23 protein-coding genes are annotated in these 18,904 nt (G+C 27.4%); 9 read left to right on the top strand and 14 right to left on the bottom strand.

Translation table 11 applies throughout. The annotated features are described in order from the left end of the window. Positions 1-30: 30 nt before the first annotated feature. The 5 genes from KGNDJEFE_RS10745 to fba form a co-directional block, all read right to left on the bottom strand. Entirely contained in the window at positions 31-1,353 is a 1,323-nt protein-coding gene (locus KGNDJEFE_RS10745) for an IS3 family transposase (protein ID WP_148881763.1), read from the bottom strand. Between the two features lie 278 nt (positions 1,354-1,631). Further along, complete coding sequence (locus tag KGNDJEFE_RS10740) at positions 1,632-2,522, bottom strand: LysR family transcriptional regulator (RefSeq protein ID WP_006440581.1); 891 nt, start codon at positions 2,520-2,522, stop codon at positions 1,632-1,634. A 346-nt stretch (positions 2,523-2,868) separates the two neighbouring features. Continuing rightward, positions 2,869-3,405 carry a serine O-acetyltransferase EpsC gene (gene epsC, locus KGNDJEFE_RS10735; RefSeq protein ID WP_006440582.1) on the bottom strand — a complete coding sequence of 179 codons (537 nt, stop codon included), beginning with the start codon at positions 3,403-3,405 and terminating at the stop codon, positions 2,869-2,871. Positions 3,406-3,500: 95 nt separating this feature from the next. After that, entirely contained in the window at positions 3,501-4,409 is a 909-nt protein-coding gene (cysK, locus tag KGNDJEFE_RS10730) for a cysteine synthase A (protein WP_040410608.1), read from the bottom strand. Between the two features lie 635 nt (positions 4,410-5,044). Continuing rightward, entirely contained in the window at positions 5,045-5,971 is a 927-nt protein-coding gene (fba, locus tag KGNDJEFE_RS10725) for a class II fructose-1,6-bisphosphate aldolase (RefSeq protein WP_006440584.1), read from the bottom strand. Positions 5,972-6,284: 313 nt separating this feature from the next. On the opposite strand from fba, the gene KGNDJEFE_RS10720 reads away from it, so the two are divergent. Then, positions 6,285-7,010, top strand: a complete 726-nt coding sequence (locus KGNDJEFE_RS10720) for a pseudouridine synthase (RefSeq protein WP_006440585.1) — start codon at positions 6,285-6,287, stop codon at positions 7,008-7,010. A 57-nt stretch (positions 7,011-7,067) separates the two neighbouring features. After that, entirely contained in the window at positions 7,068-8,444 is a 1,377-nt protein-coding gene (rlmD, locus tag KGNDJEFE_RS10715; protein ID WP_006440586.1) for a 23S rRNA (uracil(1939)-C(5))-methyltransferase RlmD, read from the top strand. Positions 8,445-8,498: 54 nt separating this feature from the next. Here the strand turns inward: rlmD and KGNDJEFE_RS11825 are convergent, their stop codons facing one another. The 9 genes from KGNDJEFE_RS11825 to KGNDJEFE_RS10675 all read right to left on the bottom strand — a co-directional run bounded on the left by KGNDJEFE_RS11825 (position 8,499) and on the right by KGNDJEFE_RS10675 (position 15,579). Continuing rightward, the gene (locus KGNDJEFE_RS11825; protein ID WP_006440587.1) at positions 8,499-8,696 is read right to left on the bottom strand and encodes a hypothetical protein; all 198 of its coding nucleotides are present in this window, start codon (positions 8,694-8,696) and stop codon (positions 8,499-8,501) included. Further along, positions 8,689-9,819, bottom strand: coding sequence for a tyrosine-type recombinase/integrase (locus KGNDJEFE_RS10710; protein WP_006440588.1), 1,131 nt, complete (start codon positions 9,817-9,819; stop codon positions 8,689-8,691). Before KGNDJEFE_RS10710 ends, KGNDJEFE_RS11825 begins: the two co-directional genes overlap by 8 nt. Before the next feature lie 155 nt (positions 9,820-9,974). Then, positions 9,975-10,337, bottom strand: coding sequence for a hypothetical protein (locus tag KGNDJEFE_RS10705; RefSeq protein WP_006440589.1), 363 nt, complete (start codon positions 10,335-10,337; stop codon positions 9,975-9,977). A gap of 5 nt (positions 10,338-10,342) precedes the next feature. Further along, positions 10,343-10,663 carry a hypothetical protein gene (locus tag KGNDJEFE_RS10700; protein ID WP_006440590.1) on the bottom strand — a complete coding sequence of 107 codons (321 nt, stop codon included), beginning with the start codon at positions 10,661-10,663 and terminating at the stop codon, positions 10,343-10,345. A 17-nt stretch (positions 10,664-10,680) separates the two neighbouring features. Continuing rightward, complete coding sequence (locus KGNDJEFE_RS10695; protein ID WP_170239664.1) at positions 10,681-10,905, bottom strand: hypothetical protein; 225 nt, start codon at positions 10,903-10,905, stop codon at positions 10,681-10,683. Positions 10,906-10,975: 70 nt separating this feature from the next. Continuing rightward, entirely contained in the window at positions 10,976-11,686 is a 711-nt protein-coding gene (locus KGNDJEFE_RS10690; protein WP_006440592.1) for a hypothetical protein, read from the bottom strand. A 416-nt stretch (positions 11,687-12,102) separates the two neighbouring features. Continuing rightward, positions 12,103-12,657, bottom strand: a complete 555-nt coding sequence (locus KGNDJEFE_RS10685; protein ID WP_006440593.1) for a hypothetical protein — start codon at positions 12,655-12,657, stop codon at positions 12,103-12,105. An 842-nt stretch (positions 12,658-13,499) separates the two neighbouring features. Then, positions 13,500-14,183: a recombinase family protein gene (locus tag KGNDJEFE_RS10680; RefSeq protein WP_006440594.1), complete on the bottom strand. Its 684-nt coding sequence runs from the start codon at positions 14,181-14,183 to the stop codon at positions 13,500-13,502. A 715-nt stretch (positions 14,184-14,898) separates the two neighbouring features. Continuing rightward, positions 14,899-15,579, bottom strand: coding sequence for a hypothetical protein (locus tag KGNDJEFE_RS10675; protein ID WP_040410609.1), 681 nt, complete (start codon positions 15,577-15,579; stop codon positions 14,899-14,901). Between the two features lie 131 nt (positions 15,580-15,710). Between KGNDJEFE_RS10675 and KGNDJEFE_RS11925 the strand changes: the two genes are divergently transcribed. From KGNDJEFE_RS11925 to KGNDJEFE_RS10640, 7 genes are all read left to right on the top strand, one after another. After that, on the top strand, positions 15,711-16,202 hold the full coding sequence (locus KGNDJEFE_RS11925) for a hypothetical protein (protein ID WP_006440596.1): 492 nt from the start codon (positions 15,711-15,713) through the stop codon (positions 16,200-16,202). Positions 16,203-16,546: 344 nt separating this feature from the next. Beyond that, the gene (locus tag KGNDJEFE_RS10665) at positions 16,547-16,867 is read left to right on the top strand and encodes a DUF6442 family protein (RefSeq protein WP_040410610.1); all 321 of its coding nucleotides are present in this window, start codon (positions 16,547-16,549) and stop codon (positions 16,865-16,867) included. A gap of 15 nt (positions 16,868-16,882) precedes the next feature. Continuing rightward, a complete protein-coding gene (locus KGNDJEFE_RS10660; RefSeq protein WP_040410641.1) occupies positions 16,883-17,104 on the top strand; it encodes a helix-turn-helix transcriptional regulator in 222 nt (73 codons plus the stop codon). 167 nt (positions 17,105-17,271) lie between these two features. After that, a complete protein-coding gene (locus KGNDJEFE_RS10655) occupies positions 17,272-17,454 on the top strand; it encodes a hypothetical protein (RefSeq protein ID WP_006440599.1) in 183 nt (60 codons plus the stop codon). 149 nt (positions 17,455-17,603) lie between these two features. Further along, entirely contained in the window at positions 17,604-18,068 is a 465-nt protein-coding gene (locus tag KGNDJEFE_RS10650) for a putative periplasmic lipoprotein (RefSeq protein ID WP_006440600.1), read from the top strand. Between the two features lie 79 nt (positions 18,069-18,147). Further along, positions 18,148-18,468: a TfoX/Sxy family protein gene (locus tag KGNDJEFE_RS10645; RefSeq protein ID WP_006440601.1), complete on the top strand. Its 321-nt coding sequence runs from the start codon at positions 18,148-18,150 to the stop codon at positions 18,466-18,468. Position 18,469: 1 nt separating this feature from the next. Then, positions 18,470-18,898, top strand: a complete 429-nt coding sequence (locus KGNDJEFE_RS10640; protein ID WP_320055072.1) for a hypothetical protein — start codon at positions 18,470-18,472, stop codon at positions 18,896-18,898. Positions 18,899-18,904 lie beyond the last annotated feature (6 nt).

The raw sequence follows: 18,904 nt of genomic DNA, 5'->3' as shown, positions 1-18,904 counted from the left end.
CCCTATGTCAAGGACATATATAAAAAAGTCTTAAGCAGCAAGCAGCTGACTTCTATATTGAATAGGAGTCAGCTGTTTTAAATTCCACTGACAACGATCATTATTATAATAATCCATATAATCATCTATTAAACTTTTTAACTCTTCAAATGTATTGCAACTTTTATAATCTATTTCATCTTTCATATGACCAAAGAATGACTCCTGCGGAGCATTGTCCCAACAATTACCTTTTCTAGACATAGATTGACCTAAATTATATTTTTTTAACAAGTTCTGAAAAATAGTACTTGTATAATGAACTCCTTGATCAGAATGAATAAATGCATCTTTATGTAATTTGTCTGAATTTGATAACATGAGATTGTTAATAGTTGAAATAACAATATCCATTTTTAAATTCTTCGATAAATGATACGATAAAATTTCATTCGTAGAAGAATCTTTTACAGTTGATAAATATGCTGTTTTCCCATTGCCGTACGGCATATACGTAATATCAGTTAAAAGTACTTTTCCTGGTATACCTTGTTTAAATTCTCTATTCAATTTATTAGGAACTGTGTGATGTTCTTTTCTTGCTTTTCCCATACGTTTAGCTGGATTTGACTCGCGAATAGGACATTTAATTCCATATTTTTTCATTATTCTTTGAATTTTTTTTCTGTTAAATATTATATTAAATTTACTTTTTAAAATCATTTTTATTGAACGAGAACCTTTTTTGTATCCTCTGAACTTATATGCTTTAAGAATTATTTCTTTTGCTTCTAAATCCTTTTCTTCTTGTTTGCTTATTACATTCTTGTTTTTTAAATAGTTATAAAATCCAGATCTAGATACTCCTGCAACAATACATAGATGTTTTATCATTTTTTTTAAACAATATTTATTTATTACATCATTAATTAATTTGAATATTTTCACCGAAGGTAGCTTATTATTCATCACCTGCCTTTCTTCGAAGTCTAGCTTTTTTACTAGTTCTAGCTCTGCTTTAAGATATGCTATTTCAGCATCCTTCTTATCTATTATCTCTTTATCTGTTAATTTTCTTTTTCTTGGTCTTCCAGAATTATTAACTCTAGAATCATCTAGTCCCAAAATACCATTTTCTTTATATGACTTTCTCCATCGCTCGCTAGCGCATTTAATACGTTTTGCACCTATGATGTTAGTGTCAAAACCTGCTTCTTTAAATATCTGTGTTGGATTTTTTCCCTTATTGTATTCTGTTATGAAATGTATTTTAAATTCATTTGTATATGTTATTGATTTACAGCTTACATTCTTTACAAATGGATTTTTTGATAGCTCTAATGTTTCTTCTTTACTAAATTGTTTTTTACTCATAAATTACTCACCTCTATATTAAAATTATACAAAAAAAGAACCTATAGATGAAACACCTTTTTACAAGTGTCCATTCTATAGGTTCCATTTTATAAATTGCAACAGTCCTTTTGTTTTTAAGAACTCTATTTAGTGATTTAAGTTACGACAGATAAATTCCAAGAGTCCTACTTTAAGCTTTTTAAAATAAAAATATGAACCTTTAAAATATGTTATAGTAATTAATTAATTTATTTGTAAACATTAATAGGCTAATAACCAAAAAAACCAATTAATATCTACAAATTGATTGTATTTTCTTCGATAAATTTTTTAAAGTCATTTATAAGCGGTATTTCATAAGAAGATTTTAAATAAGCCATATACACTGTATTCTGCCAGTCTAAGTCTGATATCTCAACAGATTTAACTCCTGTTAAATTTATTGAATTATTTTCTGGAACTATTGAAATGCCAAAGTTACCAGCCACTAGAGGAGTTATAACATTTACATCTTCAGTCTTGTAAGATATAGTTGTCTGGCTTTCTTTTTTGTTAAAATAAGATGATAGTTTTTCTGAAAGTGTATGATTTTTAGTATAAAGAATATGATTATATTCTAGTGTTTCATCTATAGAAACAGACTCTTTATCAGCTAGAGGGTGTCCCTCTGGAACTAGAAGTACTGCACGCTGTTTAAATACAGGTATATACTCTATATTTTTTTCATTAATCTTGTTAGAGCAGAATATAAAATCAAAATTCTTTGAATACAACCCCTTGATCAATTCCTCAGTAGATTCAGAATCATAATGGAATTTAAAATCTATGTTTTTCCCAGTATGTTCATTTAAAAATTTTCGTGCTAGATTCGGAATGAATGAAGCAGCCATATTTTTGTGGAAAGCTATATCTATACATCCTTCGCCTATTTCTGAAAGGTGTATTGAGTTTATACTTTCATCAATAAGAGCTAAAGCCTTCTCGATGTCTGTTAAAAAATTCTTCCCAGCTCTAGTGAGCACTACATTTCTACCTTCTTTTTCAAATAGGCGAATATTAATCTCTCTTTCTAGTGAAGCTATAGCATGACTAAGACTAGGCTGAGTGATTGAGAGCTGCTCAGCAGCTTTTGTGTAGTGTTCGAGATGGGCTAAAGTAACAAAATATTTAAGATGATATAAGTTCATAACAATGTCTCCTTTTTTAAATGTAACAAAACAAATTCATCAAATACCTATCTCTTATCCATAGAAAAAATATATAATTGTAATAATTAATTATTTAACATTATAACACAATATGAATAAATTATCTACAAAAGTTAAAAAAATAAATGATTAAAATTATGAATTTTAAAAGTATAATTTATTAAAAACTTGAAAAACTAAATAAGAAATCGTTATTAATTTTAATGAAATGAAAAAAATATATAATAATAAATCAGTAGAAATTGATAAAAAAAATTCAGACGTAACATATTTTTAGTAAATATGTATGACGTCTGAAGTATTTTTTATAATAAATATCTATGGTTTATAGTGAAATATTCACTTTTTCTCCATTTAGTTTAACTATTTTTGCCGGTATTCCAACAACAGTTGCGTTTTCTGGTACGTTTTTAAGAACTACTGCATTTGCACCTATTTTAGAGTTATCCCCAATTTTTATATTTCCAAGTACTTTTGCACCAGTTGCTATAGTAACACCATTTCCAACTGTAGGGTGTCTTTTTCCTTTATCGTGTCCTGTACCGCCAAGAGTTACCTGATGAAACATCACTACATCGTCGCCTATTTCAGCAGTTTCACCTATTACAACACCATTTCCATGGTCTATAAATAATCTTTTTCCAATAGTAGCACCAGGGTGAATTTCTATACCAGTAAGAAATCTAGCTACCTGCGATATAAATCTAGCTAAGAATTTTAACCCTAGATTGTTTATAAAATGTGCTATTCTGTGGAAAAATATCGCGTGAATTCCAGGATAATTTATTATAATACTCAGGGCATTTGTCGCCGCTGGGTCCTGTGCTTTATATGTGTTTATTATATTTCTAAAACTGCTCATGTCTAATCCTCCAAAACCTAATCATAATTTTTTATTTCTTTCTATTTATGTTTCTAACTGCCACTTTAAAAATTACTTGTACAGATTTTTAAAACTTATTTGTATAAATCTGTTGAAAGGTATCTTTCTCCATTATCGGGAGCTATAAATAGAACTTTCTTGCCTTTACCAAGTCTTTCAGCTGTTTTGATTGCAGCTGCTAGTGCAGCACCACCTGAAATTCCAAGCATAACTCCTACATCTGATGCTGATTTTATAGCGTTTGAATAAGCTTCTTCAGATGAAATCTGTTCCACTTTATCTATTAAATCTGTATCTAGTATTGATGGTATAAACCCTGCACCTATTCCCTGAAGTTTGTGAGGTGATGCCTTACCACCTGAGATAACAGGAGATAAATCTGGTTCAACCGCTATTACTTCAATATCTTTGTAGTTTTCTCTAAGTACACTTGCATTTCCTGTTAATGTGCCTCCAGTACCGACACCAGCTACAAATGCATCTAAGTTTTCAAAGTCTTTTATGATTTCTATTGCTGTGGAGTTTTTATGAGCTTCTGGATTAGATTTATTATTGAACTGATCAAACATTTTGTATCCTCTAGCTTCTACTAATTCTTCTGCTTTTGCAATAGCTCCATTCATTCCAAGCTTTCCTGGAGTTAGAACTATTTCTGCGCCGTATGCTTTTAAAATCTTCTGTCTTTCTATACTCATAGTATCTGGCATAACCATAACAGATTTTAATCCATTTGCAGCTGCAGCCATTGCAATTCCTATTCCTGTATTTCCACTAGTAGGCTCTACTATTGTATCTCCCTGTTTAATAGTTCCATCAAGTAGCATTTTTTCCATTATAAATGCTGCAATTCTATCTTTGATTGAACCTCCAGGATTGAAGAATTCAAGCTTTCCGTATATTTCTGCGCTATTTTCTGATTCAAATTCCTTGAATCTAAGAACTGGTGTATTTCCTATAGTTTCAGTTATTTTGTTGTATATCATAATAATTTCCTCCGTCTGAGCCAATTGCTCTATTATTTTTTATTTGAATTTTGTTTTGAAATTTTTAAAATAAAGATATTTTGCTTTTGGCGGAATAAGACAGTCTAAAAAAATTATGATTATCTTTTGAAGAATTGTAGATTCACATCTGTTTGATTGATAATTCTAGATTTGATTGGATTTTTGACATTAAAAAACTGCTTCCATAAAATATACTCGTAAAAGAGCAAAGGCTAAAATATATCTAAAGGGGATGATATGCAAAAATTATTATCATGCCTGCTACGAGTATTTATTTTTTATGAAAACAGCATTAGAAATCTATTTAATCAATAGATTTGAAATTCAATTTTTAAAAATTTTATCAAATTAAAGAGTAACACCGTTTTTAGAGAAAGTCAGAGTCCCGCCATAAAAAATACTGTTATTTAATTGTTTTGAATTGTAGCAACAACAACAGCAACACATAGCATGACCATTCCTTTCTTTTCTAAAATTTATCTATTTAAGATATGTGTTATCCTTACTTTAACTTGATAATATACCTAAATCTAAAATATGTCAAGATAATAAAAAAAGAAAGTGTAGCAAAAGCCACACTTTCAAAAAAATTTCAAAGAAAAATCAAAATACAATTAGTTTATAGAGTTTTCTGATCCTAGAACGTTATCTATTTTGCTTTCTACAACAGCCTGTATAGCGTCTTTACCAGCACCTAAGTATTTTCTTGGGTCGAACTGAGATGGGTTTTCAGCTAAGTATTTTCTTATAGCTGCAGTCATAGCTAATCTTAAGTCAGTATCCATGTTTATTTTGCAAACTGCCATTGAAGATGCTTTTCTTAACATGTCAACTGGAACACCTTTAGCACCAGCTATATTTCCACCGAATTCGTTACAAGTAGCAACTGATTCCTGATCAACTGCAGAAGCACCGTGAAGTACTATTGGGAATCCTGGTAATCTGTTCTGTATTTCTTCTAATATATCGAATTTTAATTCAGCTTCACCTTTGAATTTGAAAGCACCGTGAGAAGTACCTATAGCTATAGCTAATGAGTCAACTCCTGTTCTTTCAACGAATTCAACTGCTTCATCTGGGTCAGTGTATTTGTGTACATCTGAACTAACTTCATCTTCAACACCTGCTAATACACCTAATTCAGCTTCAACAACAACTCCTCTTTCGTGAGCGTAGTCAACAACTTCTTTAGTAACTCTTACGTTTTCTTCGAAATCGAAGTGAGATCCGTCTATCATAACTGAAGTGAATCCAGCATCTATACAAGATTTAACTGTTTCGAAGTTTGGACCGTGGTCTAAGTGAAGAGCAACGTCTACACCTATTTCATCAGATGCAGCTTTTACCATTTCAACTAATGTATGAGGTCCAGCATACTGTATAGCTGATTTAGAAGCCTGTATCATAACATATGAGTTTTTAGCTTTTGCTCCTTCTAATACACCCTGTAACTGTTCTAAGTCACTTATGTTGAAGGCACCTATAGCATATCCACCTTCGTAAGCTTTTTTAAACATTTCTTTAGTAGTAATTAAAGCCATTTTAAATTCCTCCTATAAACTTATAAAAATTTATCCATCAAATATATTATACAGAGAAAAACAAAAAAGGTATAGACTAAATTGAAAAACAGTGTGTTGCAAACATTTTCTTTTTGAAAAATTTTTGGAGTTAATATTTTTTATGATATTTTTATAGATTTTTTATAATAAAATTTTGAAAATCTGATTATTGCTTGAGATAAACGGATTTTTTTCTGTTAATTGAAGATAAAAAATGATAATATTAATATATTATGATTTAAGCGAAAAATATACGATGATGTAAATAAAAATTGAAAAAGGAGGGAAAATTTTGGCTAAGAAACAAAGAGTAGACAAGGTGTTATCTAACTTAGGATATGGAAGTAGAGCTGAGCTTAAAAAATTCTGTAAGCAAGGTCTTGTTTTTGTAAATGGGAAAGCAGTTTCTAATCCAGGACTTCAAGTAGATACTGATATAGATGAAATAGTGTTCAACGGAGAAAAGATAAACTACAGAGAATTTATATATCTAATGATGAATAAACCAGACGGGTATATTTCTGCGACGTTTGATAAACACGATCCAATAGTACTTGATTTAATAGACGATGAGTATTTAGTATTTGAACCATTCCCAGTTGGAAGATTGGACAAAGATACTGAGGGACTTCTTGTGTTGACTAATGATGGACAGCTTGCACATAGAGTACTATCACCGAAAAAGCACGTTCCCAAAACATACTATGCTAAAATAGACGGAAAAGTTACTGAAGAAGATATTGAGGCATTCAAGCAGGGGGTGGTTTTAGACGATGGGTACGAAACTATGCCTTCAGAGCTTGTGATATTAAAATCTGATGATATTTCAGAGATAGAACTTACAATACACGAAGGAAAATTCCATCAGGTTAAGAGAATGTTTGAAAGTGTTGGAAAAACTGTGGTATATTTAAAAAGACTTTCTATGGGAGCTTTAAAATTAGATGAAACGCTAGAATTAGGTGAATATAGAGAACTTACAGATGAAGAAGTTAAATTAATAGAAGTAAGAGAATAAGTTGTTTAAACAATTTGATAAATTACTAAAAATATAATCGAATAATAGGAGGTAATCGTGAAAAAGAGAGATATAATCGAGTTTGAAATCGGTAAAATGGAATTTGGCGGAGTGAGTATAAGCCAGTACGGAGATAGAAGAATCAAGATGAAAGGCGGAATAAAAGGACAGAAAGTTAAAGCTGCTGTTAAAAGAACTGGAAGAGGTAAGGCAGATGTTAAAATGGTAGAGCTTTTAGAAAAATCTCCAATAGAAACTGCAGAAGTTTGTCCTCACTTTGAAGGGTGTGGTGGATGTACTATGCTTTCTGTTGACTACGCAAAACAGCTTGAAATAAAAGAAGAACAGGTACTTGAACTATTTGAAGATGCTGGAATAAGAGGATTTGAGTTTTTAGGTGTTCAGGGAAGTCCTGACAATGTTGGATACAGAAATAAAATGGAATACACTTTTGGTGATGAGGTAAAAGGTGGACCACTTACACTAGGACTTCACAAAAAAGGTAGACATATAGATATACAGACAGTTGACGGATGTATGTTAGTTGATTCTGATTTCAACACAATATTAAAAGAGTCTTTAGCATTCTTCCAGGATGCAGAATTACCATACTACAGAGTTGTAAACCACGAGGGATATTTAAGAAACCTTGTAGTTAGAAAAGGTATACACACAGATGAGATAATGGTAAATATAGTAACATCATCTCAGTGCGAGTTTGATATGAGCAAATTTGCTGATATGATAAACGGATTAGAATTAAAAGGAAATGTAGTGAGCATACTTCACACTATAAATGATGGACTTGCAGATGCAGTTCAATGCGATGAGATGAGAATATTATACGGTGTAGATTATCTACATGAAGAGATATTAGGGCTTAAATTTAAAATATCTCCATTCTCATTCTTCCAGACAAATACAAAAGGTGCAGAGCAGCTTTATACGATAGCTAGAGATTTTATTGGAGATCACTCTAATAAGGTTGTTTTCGACTTATACAGTGGAACAGGCTCAATAGGTCAGTTAATGGCAGAAAAAGCTAAGAAAGTATACGGTATAGAGATAATAGAAGAGGCTGTTGTTGCAGCTAATGAAAATGCTAAGTTAAATGGATTAGACAACTGTGAATTTATAGCTGGAGATGTTAAGGATACTGTTAAGAGCTTAGATGTTAAGCCAGATTTAATAATAGTTGACCCTCCAAGACCAGGTATACACAAGCAGGCAATAAAGGATATATGCGATTTCGGAGCTAAGGAGATAGTGTATATTTCTTGTAATCCAAAGACTTTAGTTGATGATTTAAAAGACTTTATAGGTTATGGATATATGCCAGAGAAGGTTAAGTGCATGGATATGTTCCCTAATACGCCACACTGTGAAAGTGTTGTAAAATTATACAAAATAATGAATATGGCATGTCAATGCTAATATAATGAAAATGCTAGTTTTTAGGTACTCGTTGTTATTTGATGAGTACCTTTTTTATTGTATAAAATAGAAAAACTGTCGCCAATTTCCACCATTTTTAAGCTGATTTTTTTCTTGTTTTGAAAAAGTTGATTTTTGTGAATTGCTATAAGTGTTGGTATAGCTTTGATAGAAGTACTTTATTTTGCCACCGAAAAATTTAAGTGTTGCCACCAATTTGCCACCGAAAATCATTTTTGACTTTTTACTCATAAAGTGTATTAAGAATATTTAAAGTTTTATCTCTCATATTATCCGTATTATTAACGTAAATATCCATTGTTGTTTTGATACTTGCGTGACCTAATAAAACAGATACATCTTTGATATTTGCACCTTTTTCAATCAAAAGAGTAGCATAGGTATGTCTAAGATTATGGTAATTAAATTTTATACCTAAATCATAATTAATAACTCTAGATAGGTATTTAAGAGTATCATTAGTTATTATACTTCCATTATCTCGAACAAGTACGTGAGTATCTGAATTAGTAGCCACATTATTAGATTTGTTACGTTCTAATTGCCATTTTAAAGCTTCCAATAATGGTAAAGGTATATTTATAGTTCTAATACTAGATTTTGTTTTTGGTGTGCTAATAATCCATTTTTTACCCTTGTCTTGAGTTAGGTTTTCCCTAACATAAATTATACCTTTATCTAAATCAACATTTTTCCAACGTAAACCACAACATTCACCACGTCGCATACCAGTATATAAAGGTAACATAAGAGATAGATACCAGTGAGTATTTTTAAATCTATTAAGTATCCTTTTTACTTCTTTATTTGTCAAAGCAACTTTTCTTTCTGGTTGAGTTAGTTTACTAGGCAAAACAACCTTATCGCAAGGATTATCTTTTATCAATTCAGCTCTAATACAAAAGTTGAATAAACTAGATATAGTTCTTAGGGTATTCTTTACCATATTCTTAGAAAAACCATTTAAAGCCATATAATCAATGATATTTTGAATATGTTTGGCTCTTATATCTTTTAATAGATATATTTCTAATACCTTTATCTGTGGTTTATTCAATTTTTGTTTATAGTTTGTATAAGTACTATCTTTCAAATCATTAGCAACATATTCAGATAAAAATTTTTCTCTAGCTTCAGCAAAAGAAATATCTGAGAGAGTGAAGTCTATTTCTGACATATAGTATTCTTCAATAGCTTTTTCCAATTGTTTTAGTGCTTCAGATTTATTACTTGTTTTAGCTGATTTTTCGATTTTGTTTCTTTTTCCGTCTATAGTTTTTCCGTCGAAATAGTAGTGATAAGTATTACCTCTTTTCCTAACTCCACCACCATAATTTTTAACTAATTTGTTCATATATTTCACCTCATTTAATATTAATTTAAGTGAATAACAACAAATTAATTAGCTTTACTTTTGGGTACACTATAACACTAAAATATTATTTTTGTCAATTTTTGATAAATAAAAAAGAGAGTAAGAAATTAATCCTACTCTCCTAAATATATTATTTACCGTTTTAAAGTATCTATTATATCATCAACATCATTTTCTGTAATATTAAAATCTACATCAAGCCATTCAAGACAAAATCCAACAACATTAAATATTCTTTCGGCATCTATTTGATTATTTCTATTATTTTTTATGTGATTTAGTAGCTTGTCATAATTAATAGATATTAAAGCTAATAATATGAGCATTGTTGCAAAATGTGTATCTATATCTATTATATCTTGAATAGAATCAGTTATCTTAAATATTTTTTTCTCATCTTCATAATCATTAAATATTAAATTTTCATCTAATTTTTTATTTTTTATTATTTCTTTTATTGTTATCAATAAATCTTTATTTTCTTTATTTATTTTCATAATTTTTATATCTCCTTTAAACCACCATAATTTTTATATTCTTCTATCATCTTATTTAACTCTTTTATTTCATTTTCTTTCTGTTTTATAGATTCTTTATAATGATTAATATAATCTTCTTTAGTTTCTAGTATTGAAGATACTAAAGTTTCTGAATTATCTTTTAATTTGTTATAGTATTCTCTGAATAATCTTTCTATCTGTTTTAATTCCACTATATTATAATTATAATCATAACCAACTTCACTTATTAATTCAGATACCATTTCAGCTATTATTTCACTATAAACTTCATAATCTATCATATTTTCTTTAACAATTCTCATAATCTTAATATTCTCCTTTAGTTATAATAATTTTTTAAATATTCAATTTCAAACTCTAGATTCATTATAGAATCCTTCTTTTCTTCTAACTCTTTTTCATAAAACTTTATGTAGTCCTGAGGATATGTTAATTCTTCTATAATTTTGATTGAAGATATATCCTTTATATCATTGATTAAATCTTTTAAAGCATAAATAACAAGTTCTAATTCTACAAACTCAAAATTATTGTCTTGCCCCATCTGTAATAAATGATGCAATCTATTACATAAAGTTTCACTAAAAAGTTTATAATCAATGATATTTATTTCTCTATTTATCATTTTGCACCTCTTTAAATTCAACATCACTAAACCAATAAGAAGTAAAATCATTTATTTTCTTTGGTTGTTTCATACCTCTAACAACTAAAGTTGATAAGGTTTTATTAATATTTTCTTTAAATTCTCCTTCATAGCCTTTACGTTCAACAATTTTATTTTTTTCTTTATCTAACATTAAAGTTGTATCCTTAGGGGAATCAGATAATAATACTATAGGTTCGCCTTTAAATTGTCTTATTAACAATTTATCATTTTCAAATCTTTCTATTTTTTCCATTTTGTTTCTATCATCTGAATAAATCATTTTTTCTACTTCAAAGAAGAATTTAACAGTTTCAATTATATCTTTATTCTTTTCATTTACATAATAATTTACATATTTAACAAAAAATTCTCTTAATTTTTGTGATGCTTTATTATTAGCTTTTCTTATCGCTATGTCATAATATAATAAATAATCTCTTGTTTTTTGTGTACGTTGCTGATGTGAACCACAATAATAATACTCTTTAGGTTCTAAATCGTATTTAGCTAATATTTCAGCTGGAACATCTCTAAAATCCCATTTTCTTAAATATGTTGTAGGTGTAAATATTGGATATTTTGCATCTCTATCACCAAATATTGTTTTTGTGCTAAACAATACACCTTTTTCAACTTTATCACACCGCCGTCTAATTTGTTCTAATGAATATATCATTTAATACCTCTTTCTAGAATAAATAAGATACTAAAAACTCTCTAAAAGTGATATAATATATATGCGAAAATTTTAATTTTATTATTCATTTTTAGGGCAAAAAATTATCTTTTTTGTTCTTTTTTTTATTATTTTTTTATAATTTTAGTTTTTAGATTTTATTAAATTTGATACTAAACCAAATAATAAACAATTTTACTTTTCTGTAATTAAATATTATCGACTTAAAAAAAGCAATTCTAAAACTTATTTCAAGCAATTCACTACTTAAAAGAGCCAAAACTGACCCTATGAAGTACTAACAAATTATAGTTTAATTATAGTTTAATTAACATCATTATTATAGTTTATTACTTTTCTTTCCATTTCGACTAAAGTCGAACTGGAAAAAAAATTCTCTTTAACTAAAATACAATTTAATCTTTTTTTATTCTAAATTTATATCTTTTAATATTTTTATTATCTACATATTCAAAATAATAATTATACTCAATCAAATCTTTTTCTTTTAAATTGTCAATGTACTTTTTAATAGTTCTGGTTGTATTTGTTTCAGATAATCCAATATTTTTAGCTATATAACACAATTCAATATTTCGCCAGCTATAATCATATAACGTGTATCTTAAAACTAGATAAACTTTTATTTCATTACTAGTTAAGGTTAAAAGCTTTTCTATTTCTTTATCAGATAATAAAACAAAATTATTGTCTAGTTCGTTGAATTTATATATTTGCTTTAGTTCAAGATTATCATTTAATATTGTATCTTTAACAACTAGATTAAATTTTAAAAATTTTCTAACTAAATTGTTTAAATTGCTTTTGCTGATGTTTAACTTTTCTAAAAAATAGACTTTATTTGAATAATAATTACTATTGTAGATGTATCTAAAATTTTCCTCTGGATAATAAGTACTATCTTTAAAAAAAGTTAAATAAGCCCTATAATCAACATTTTTATTTGTCAAATATTCAGCTTTTGTTGATATAGGATATTCAATATTTCTATTTTTCCGTTCTTCTATTTTATATCACCTCTTTTCTAATATTCGTATTTTTAAAAGGTTAAATTTGCATAATTGCCTTTCTGTAATTAAATTATACAATAATATTTTGAATTATTCAATGTTTTATGTTGGTACTAGAATTATAAACTTAATATTATAAAGTTTAAAAATTGTAATTTATTTCTAGTTATTTATCTAAAAATAGCTATTTTTAAATATTTATAGATGTATTAATTTACCAACTTACTTGTTATTGCCTCTTTAATTTATTAAAGAAATATGAAATAGCCCCCTGTTTTATATATAAAGTTCGTATATTATTCTAGATATACTTCTTGTCAACCAACTTAGTTCGCAATATACCGAACTTTCTGTAAAATGATTTTCTTAGAAATATGATAAACATTAGAAAATGAACGGAAGAAGATTTTTTGTCAACCTAAATTTTGAACTTTCTTTTTTTTTACAAAAATATTATAAAACAATTACTTTACTAAAAAGAGAAGCTTTTTTATACAATTTGTATATTTTGAAAGTTTTTAAAAAATAAAGTTTTCTATTTCAGAAAAAATATTATTCTTATCAGTATTATTTTTACATTTCATAAAAATAATCAATATCTCAAACACTACTATTTCCACTGTTTTAAACATTTATAATTTAGATAAAATTATCATTTTATTCTTTTAAATCGATTCTAAACTTCTTAAAGGTATGAACACAAACTGAAGTATTTTAAAACCTCTTAGAATCGATTTAAACGTGTTGTTTTGTTGCTGATGACTAATAAAAAAGAGAAACTATTATAGTTCCTCTCTTAATTCCTTTTTGTATTTATAGTATGTGTTGCGTGATAGTCCAACAAGTTTCATTACTTCAACATCTGATAAAGTACCTTTGAAGTCTTTAGAGTACTTAACAATCTTTTCTTTTGCTTCAGCTGACTTCTTAACAACTAGCTTCTTTCCTTTTGCTTGTCCTATCTGTTTACCTTGCTGTCTTGCTGTTTCAATACCTTCTTTAGTTCTTTCTTGTAAGTCTTTAACTTCTTTCTCAGCTTGTTCAAACGCTATCTTTATTTGTTCTTTAGCTAAAGTAACTAAATACTCATTAACTCCCTTCAATATACTATCAACAGCTGTATTAGTTAGTTGTATATTATTGTTTAAAGCTTTCTTATATGTTGTAGTATTAATATAATTTTCTTTCAAGAATACCAACTCTACACCTTTATTGAATAATTCAAAGTATAGTTCAGTTCCTTCTATTGAATCTCTACTCATTCTACTAACTGAATCAAATACTATTGTATCTCCTTCTTTGACTTTAGATAATAGTTTTTTAAATTCTTTTCTGCCAGATACTTTAGTTCCTGTATACCGTTCTTGATATATTATTGCGTTGTTATCATAATTTAATATATTTCTTATCTGTCTTTCTATAGATTGTTTTTTAGTTGATATTCTTGCATATCCGTAAGTAGTCATTTTCTTGTCCTCTTTTCTATTTTAGTATTAATTTTGACGTTCATTAATTTTGATACTTTAATATTAATCTATTTTATATCTTTTGTCAATACTTTTAATACTAAATTGCATAAGGTTAAATTTAATACTATTTTTAATACTATATACTAGATAGTTATTGATATATATTATCAATTAGTTAATAGGGGTATTTTCATATTTAGAGTGTATTTATTTTGTGCTAAATCTTTATTAGTTGATTTATTTTAATATCTCGAATTTTTCAGCTTGTTATATTAGATTATAAAATTTTAAAGGTATAAATACATTAAGAAGTTTTTAGAAAGTCTTAGAATTGATTTAAACGTGTCAGATTTTATTGAAAAGTTGTAGGAAAACAAATTTCCCTAGATGTATAAATAGAATAGGTAAAAAAGAATAAATAATATTATTAATAAATCGCTCAAACACTACAAAATAAGTTAAAGGCTGCTTTTTATATTTTTAAGGATATTCTAGGCTCTTTCAGTCTGTAGTTCAGTCTGTAATAAATTTGATTAAATCAGCTTTAAATACTTAATATTATAGACTATAAAGTTAATTTATAAAACAATATAATTTGTAGTCTTTTCAAGTAATGTTGTAGACTGAAAATATTAAATTTATTTTCTTTAATTACTAAATTCTTGCAAATAAAAAAGAACCACTTTTAAAAAGTGGTTCTTTTTTATTTAATTTATATATTACTATCTTTTGTATCAGCATACCAAGTACCTTTTAATACTTCTTCTTTTGTATATCTAGGATTATAATGCTCTACTTGAACTTTTAAATATTCATCATCAAATTTTCTAACTAAAAGATAATGGTCTTTAAATTTATATAATAAACCTTCAGAATTTAAACCTGTACTATCAAATTTTTCTTCAATATATTCTGCACCATTATCTTCTAAATTTAAAATTATTGAATCATATGTATTTTCTAAATCTCTATATGATTTTTCATATTGCTCATATTCTGTAAGATTATCATCAAAACTATAATCGACTATATAATAAATTTCTTGCAAATATGTTATTTTTTCTTTATTATCGAAAAAGCCTATACATTGATACCATTCTAAAGGTATATCATCTAAAGCTAACGATGGAGAGTTAGCTTTTATATATCTTATATGAATACGAGAACTTCTACTATCATCAGATATTTCATCACCACTAACAGGTCTTTTTTCTTTATTTTCATAATCATAAAATTTCATTTCTGTCATTTTATTTCTTAATTCTTTTATATTATCGTTCCAATCTATATTATAACAGAAATTTTTAGATGTATTATTTCCCTTGAATAAAAAGAATCCAAAACATATACATAATACAACACCTATAGCTATAAATATTTTTTTATTCTTCATTTTTTTTCCTCCTATCATTTTTATATTTATATTATAACAAATAAAAAATACTAAAGATATACTTTCTTTTAAAAGTAATTTAATTTATAATATTGATATATATTTAATTCAAAACAGAAAGGGTGTATATTATGAACGTAAGATTAAGAAATGATGTAGGTTTAATAAAAGAGTGTAAAATAGGTTTTAGTTGGACTACTTTTTTCTTTGGATTCTTTGTACCATTATTTAGAGGAGATTTTAAATATTGCTTAATAATGATTATTGTAGCATTTTTAACTTCTGGATTATGTTGGTTTGTATTTCCATTTTTCTATAATAAATGGTATATAAAAGATTTACTATCAAAAGGTTTCTACCCAGCTACAAAAGATGATTATGCTATTTTAATAGCAAAAGGTTTTTTAATTATGCCTACAGAATCAATGGAAAATAGAAACTACAATACTAATAATACTAATGTAAAAGAAGAAACAATAAATGTTGAAATTAAAGAAGAAGCTGAAGAAATAAAAACTAATGTTGAAAATGATGTTATTTCAGATGTAAATAGTTGTGATTGTATAAATTCTGAAGTAGAAGAAAATACTACTGAAGTAGATAATGTAGAAAAGGAATTATAAAAAGTAAAAGCTAATAATTTATTATTATTCGTGTTTTTCAATGTTCCCTAATACGCCACACTGTGAAAGTGTTGTAAAATTATACAAAATAATGAATATGGCATGTCAGTGCTAAGGTAATTTATAGGTTAATATCCTTCAATCCACCAAGTTAGATATTATTCCTATAAAATAGAGGATACAATTTAGGTACTCGTTGTTATGACGGGTACCTTTTTTATTGTAGAAACAAAAATACCAAGTTTTATTGTCAAAAATATTGACAATAAAACTTGGTAATGTTATATTATAAATACAAAGAAAACTTGTCAAAAAGACAAGGTAGCTTGGAAAGGAGAAATGTTATGAGCAGAGATGAAATTTTAAGAAAAAGTCGTGAACAAATGGAAGATGAAGGTGTTATCTATGCAGAAAATACTGGAAGAAGATATGGGTTTATTGGATTAAGTATAACACTTGCAGCATATATGATTTTAGCACTATTTAATGGTGGAAACTATTGTATACCAATGAGCTTTTGGTGCGCTTTTACAGGATCAGAATGTATTGGAAGATATAAGAGTAACTCACAAAAGAGTGAGCTTTTGGGTGGTATTATATTATGCTTATCTGCAATTGCTTTCTTTTTAAGTTACGTATTGAGAGATTTATTGAAGGTAATATAAGATATGAAGAAAAATATGAAGAATGATTTAATATTAAAAAATAGATTAAAAGTAGCTCGTGCAGAAAAAAGTCTTTCACAAAGTGAACTTGCTGAAATGATAGGTGTATCAAGAAATACTATTAGTTCAATTGAAACAGGACAGTTTAATCCAACAGCCAAATTAGCATTGATTCTATGTATTGCATTAGATAAAAAGTTTGAAGAATTATTCTATTTTGAAGAACAATTTGAATAAAAATAATATTTACTTTTATTAAGTAGCTAGTCTTATGGTTAGCTACTTTTTATGTACATAATAATTAAAATTAATATAATCAGAAAATTTAAATAATATATAGATTATAAAAAATCAAAGTGCTATAATAATGACAAATAATAAATTGCTAATGAGGGGGAAATCTTATGTTTAGTGAATTAAATAAAAAATGGTATACAACTGTAATCGTTGAAAGTACAGAAGGACTAGAAGACCTTGCTAGAAAAATTGAAGAGGCTTCTGAAGAAATGTTGAAAAAACATACTTTCAAGCTAGTGACTTTTTCAATGGTTGGGACAGATAAAGCTATATTAGTATTTAAAAGATAGTATATAGGTACTCGTTGTTGTGACGGGTACCTTTTTTAATTGAAAATAAAATATTAAGAATTATCTGTTAAATTTATTGTTGGTGCATATTCTGCATAGTATAATTGAAATATAAATAAAAAATATAATTTTAATAAGGAGATAATTATATGAAAAAAATAAAATTGCTTCTGATATTTTTTGTTATTTGTTTTTCTTTAGTAGGCTGTTCTTCTAATAATTCTCAAACAGAAGAAAATATAGGCGAAAAAGTTATATTTAAATCTACAATTTCTCCAAATGAGGAGTATGTCTCATCTAAAGATGAAATAGTAAATCAAACAATAAAGATAACTCAAAATGAAGAAGGAGAGATTTTTGTAGAAGCTAGTTCGAATTCAGCATTTTTTGAAAAAATGAGTTATTCGGTGGAGTATTATAAAGAGATAGACGAAAAAGATGTAGAAGTAAAATGGCTTACTCTTATGGGAAGTGATAAGACAAGTAAAGAAAATCAGCTCTGTGTTGCTGATATTATTATAAAAGATGGAGCAGAGGTGGTTAGCGAAAGAAAGGTGAATTTCGCTAAAAAAGCTATTGAAACAATAGTTGAAGATGTTACAAGTGAACAATAAGTAATAAAAATATAATAAAGGTATTTTTTAATAAATACATAGGCTAAAATTTAAAATTATTTGAAAGGAAGAAATCATAATGGCATCAAGTAAAGAATACTTAGATTTTATTTTGGAAAATTTATCGGATTTGGAAGAAATTACATATAGATCTATGATGGGTGAGTTTATCATTTATTATAGAGGAAAAATTGTAGGTGGAATTTATGACGATAGATTTCTTGTAAAGCCAGTGAAATCAGCAATTAATTATATGCCAACAGCTAAATATGAATTGCCTTATGAAGGGGCAAAAGAGATGTTGCTGGTAGATGAGGTTGATGATAAGGAGTTTTTAACAGGATTATTAAATGCAATGTATGATGAATTGCCAGCTCCAAGGAAAAAGAAGAAAAAATAAATTGCAGTATAGACAAATCAAAAAATATAAATTAGAAAGAGAAAATCAACTTATGAAGAAAGAACTTAAACAGATATCAATTATTATTATATTTTTAGTCATTGGATGTGTGATGGGATATTTTGTAGCAGCGGAACAGATAAAACAACTTAGCAATCCTGATTACATTGCACTTTTAAATAGCAAAGGGATGTCTATTCCAGAGCCAATAGGATTTACAAGAAGTATTATTTCTTTTGGGTTATTATTTTCTGGAATACCAACTGGGATAATTTTGTATAGCTACGTATCGTCTAAATGGCTAACATCTAAAGCACCAAAGGTATTAATAGGAGTTATTGCGTTTCCTATTTATGGTTTGATTGGTGCAGTTTGTTCAATTCCTTTTATTATATATAAGGGAATTTGTATTTTTAAGAACAACGAATAAATATAA

This window comes from Peptacetobacter hiranonis (genome assembly GCF_008151785.1).
Taxonomy (GTDB): Bacteria; Bacillota; Clostridia; order Peptostreptococcales; family Peptostreptococcaceae; genus Peptacetobacter; species Peptacetobacter hiranonis.
The sequence above is the reverse complement of the archived record's forward strand: the minus strand, read 5'-3'. Positions and strand labels throughout refer to the sequence as shown.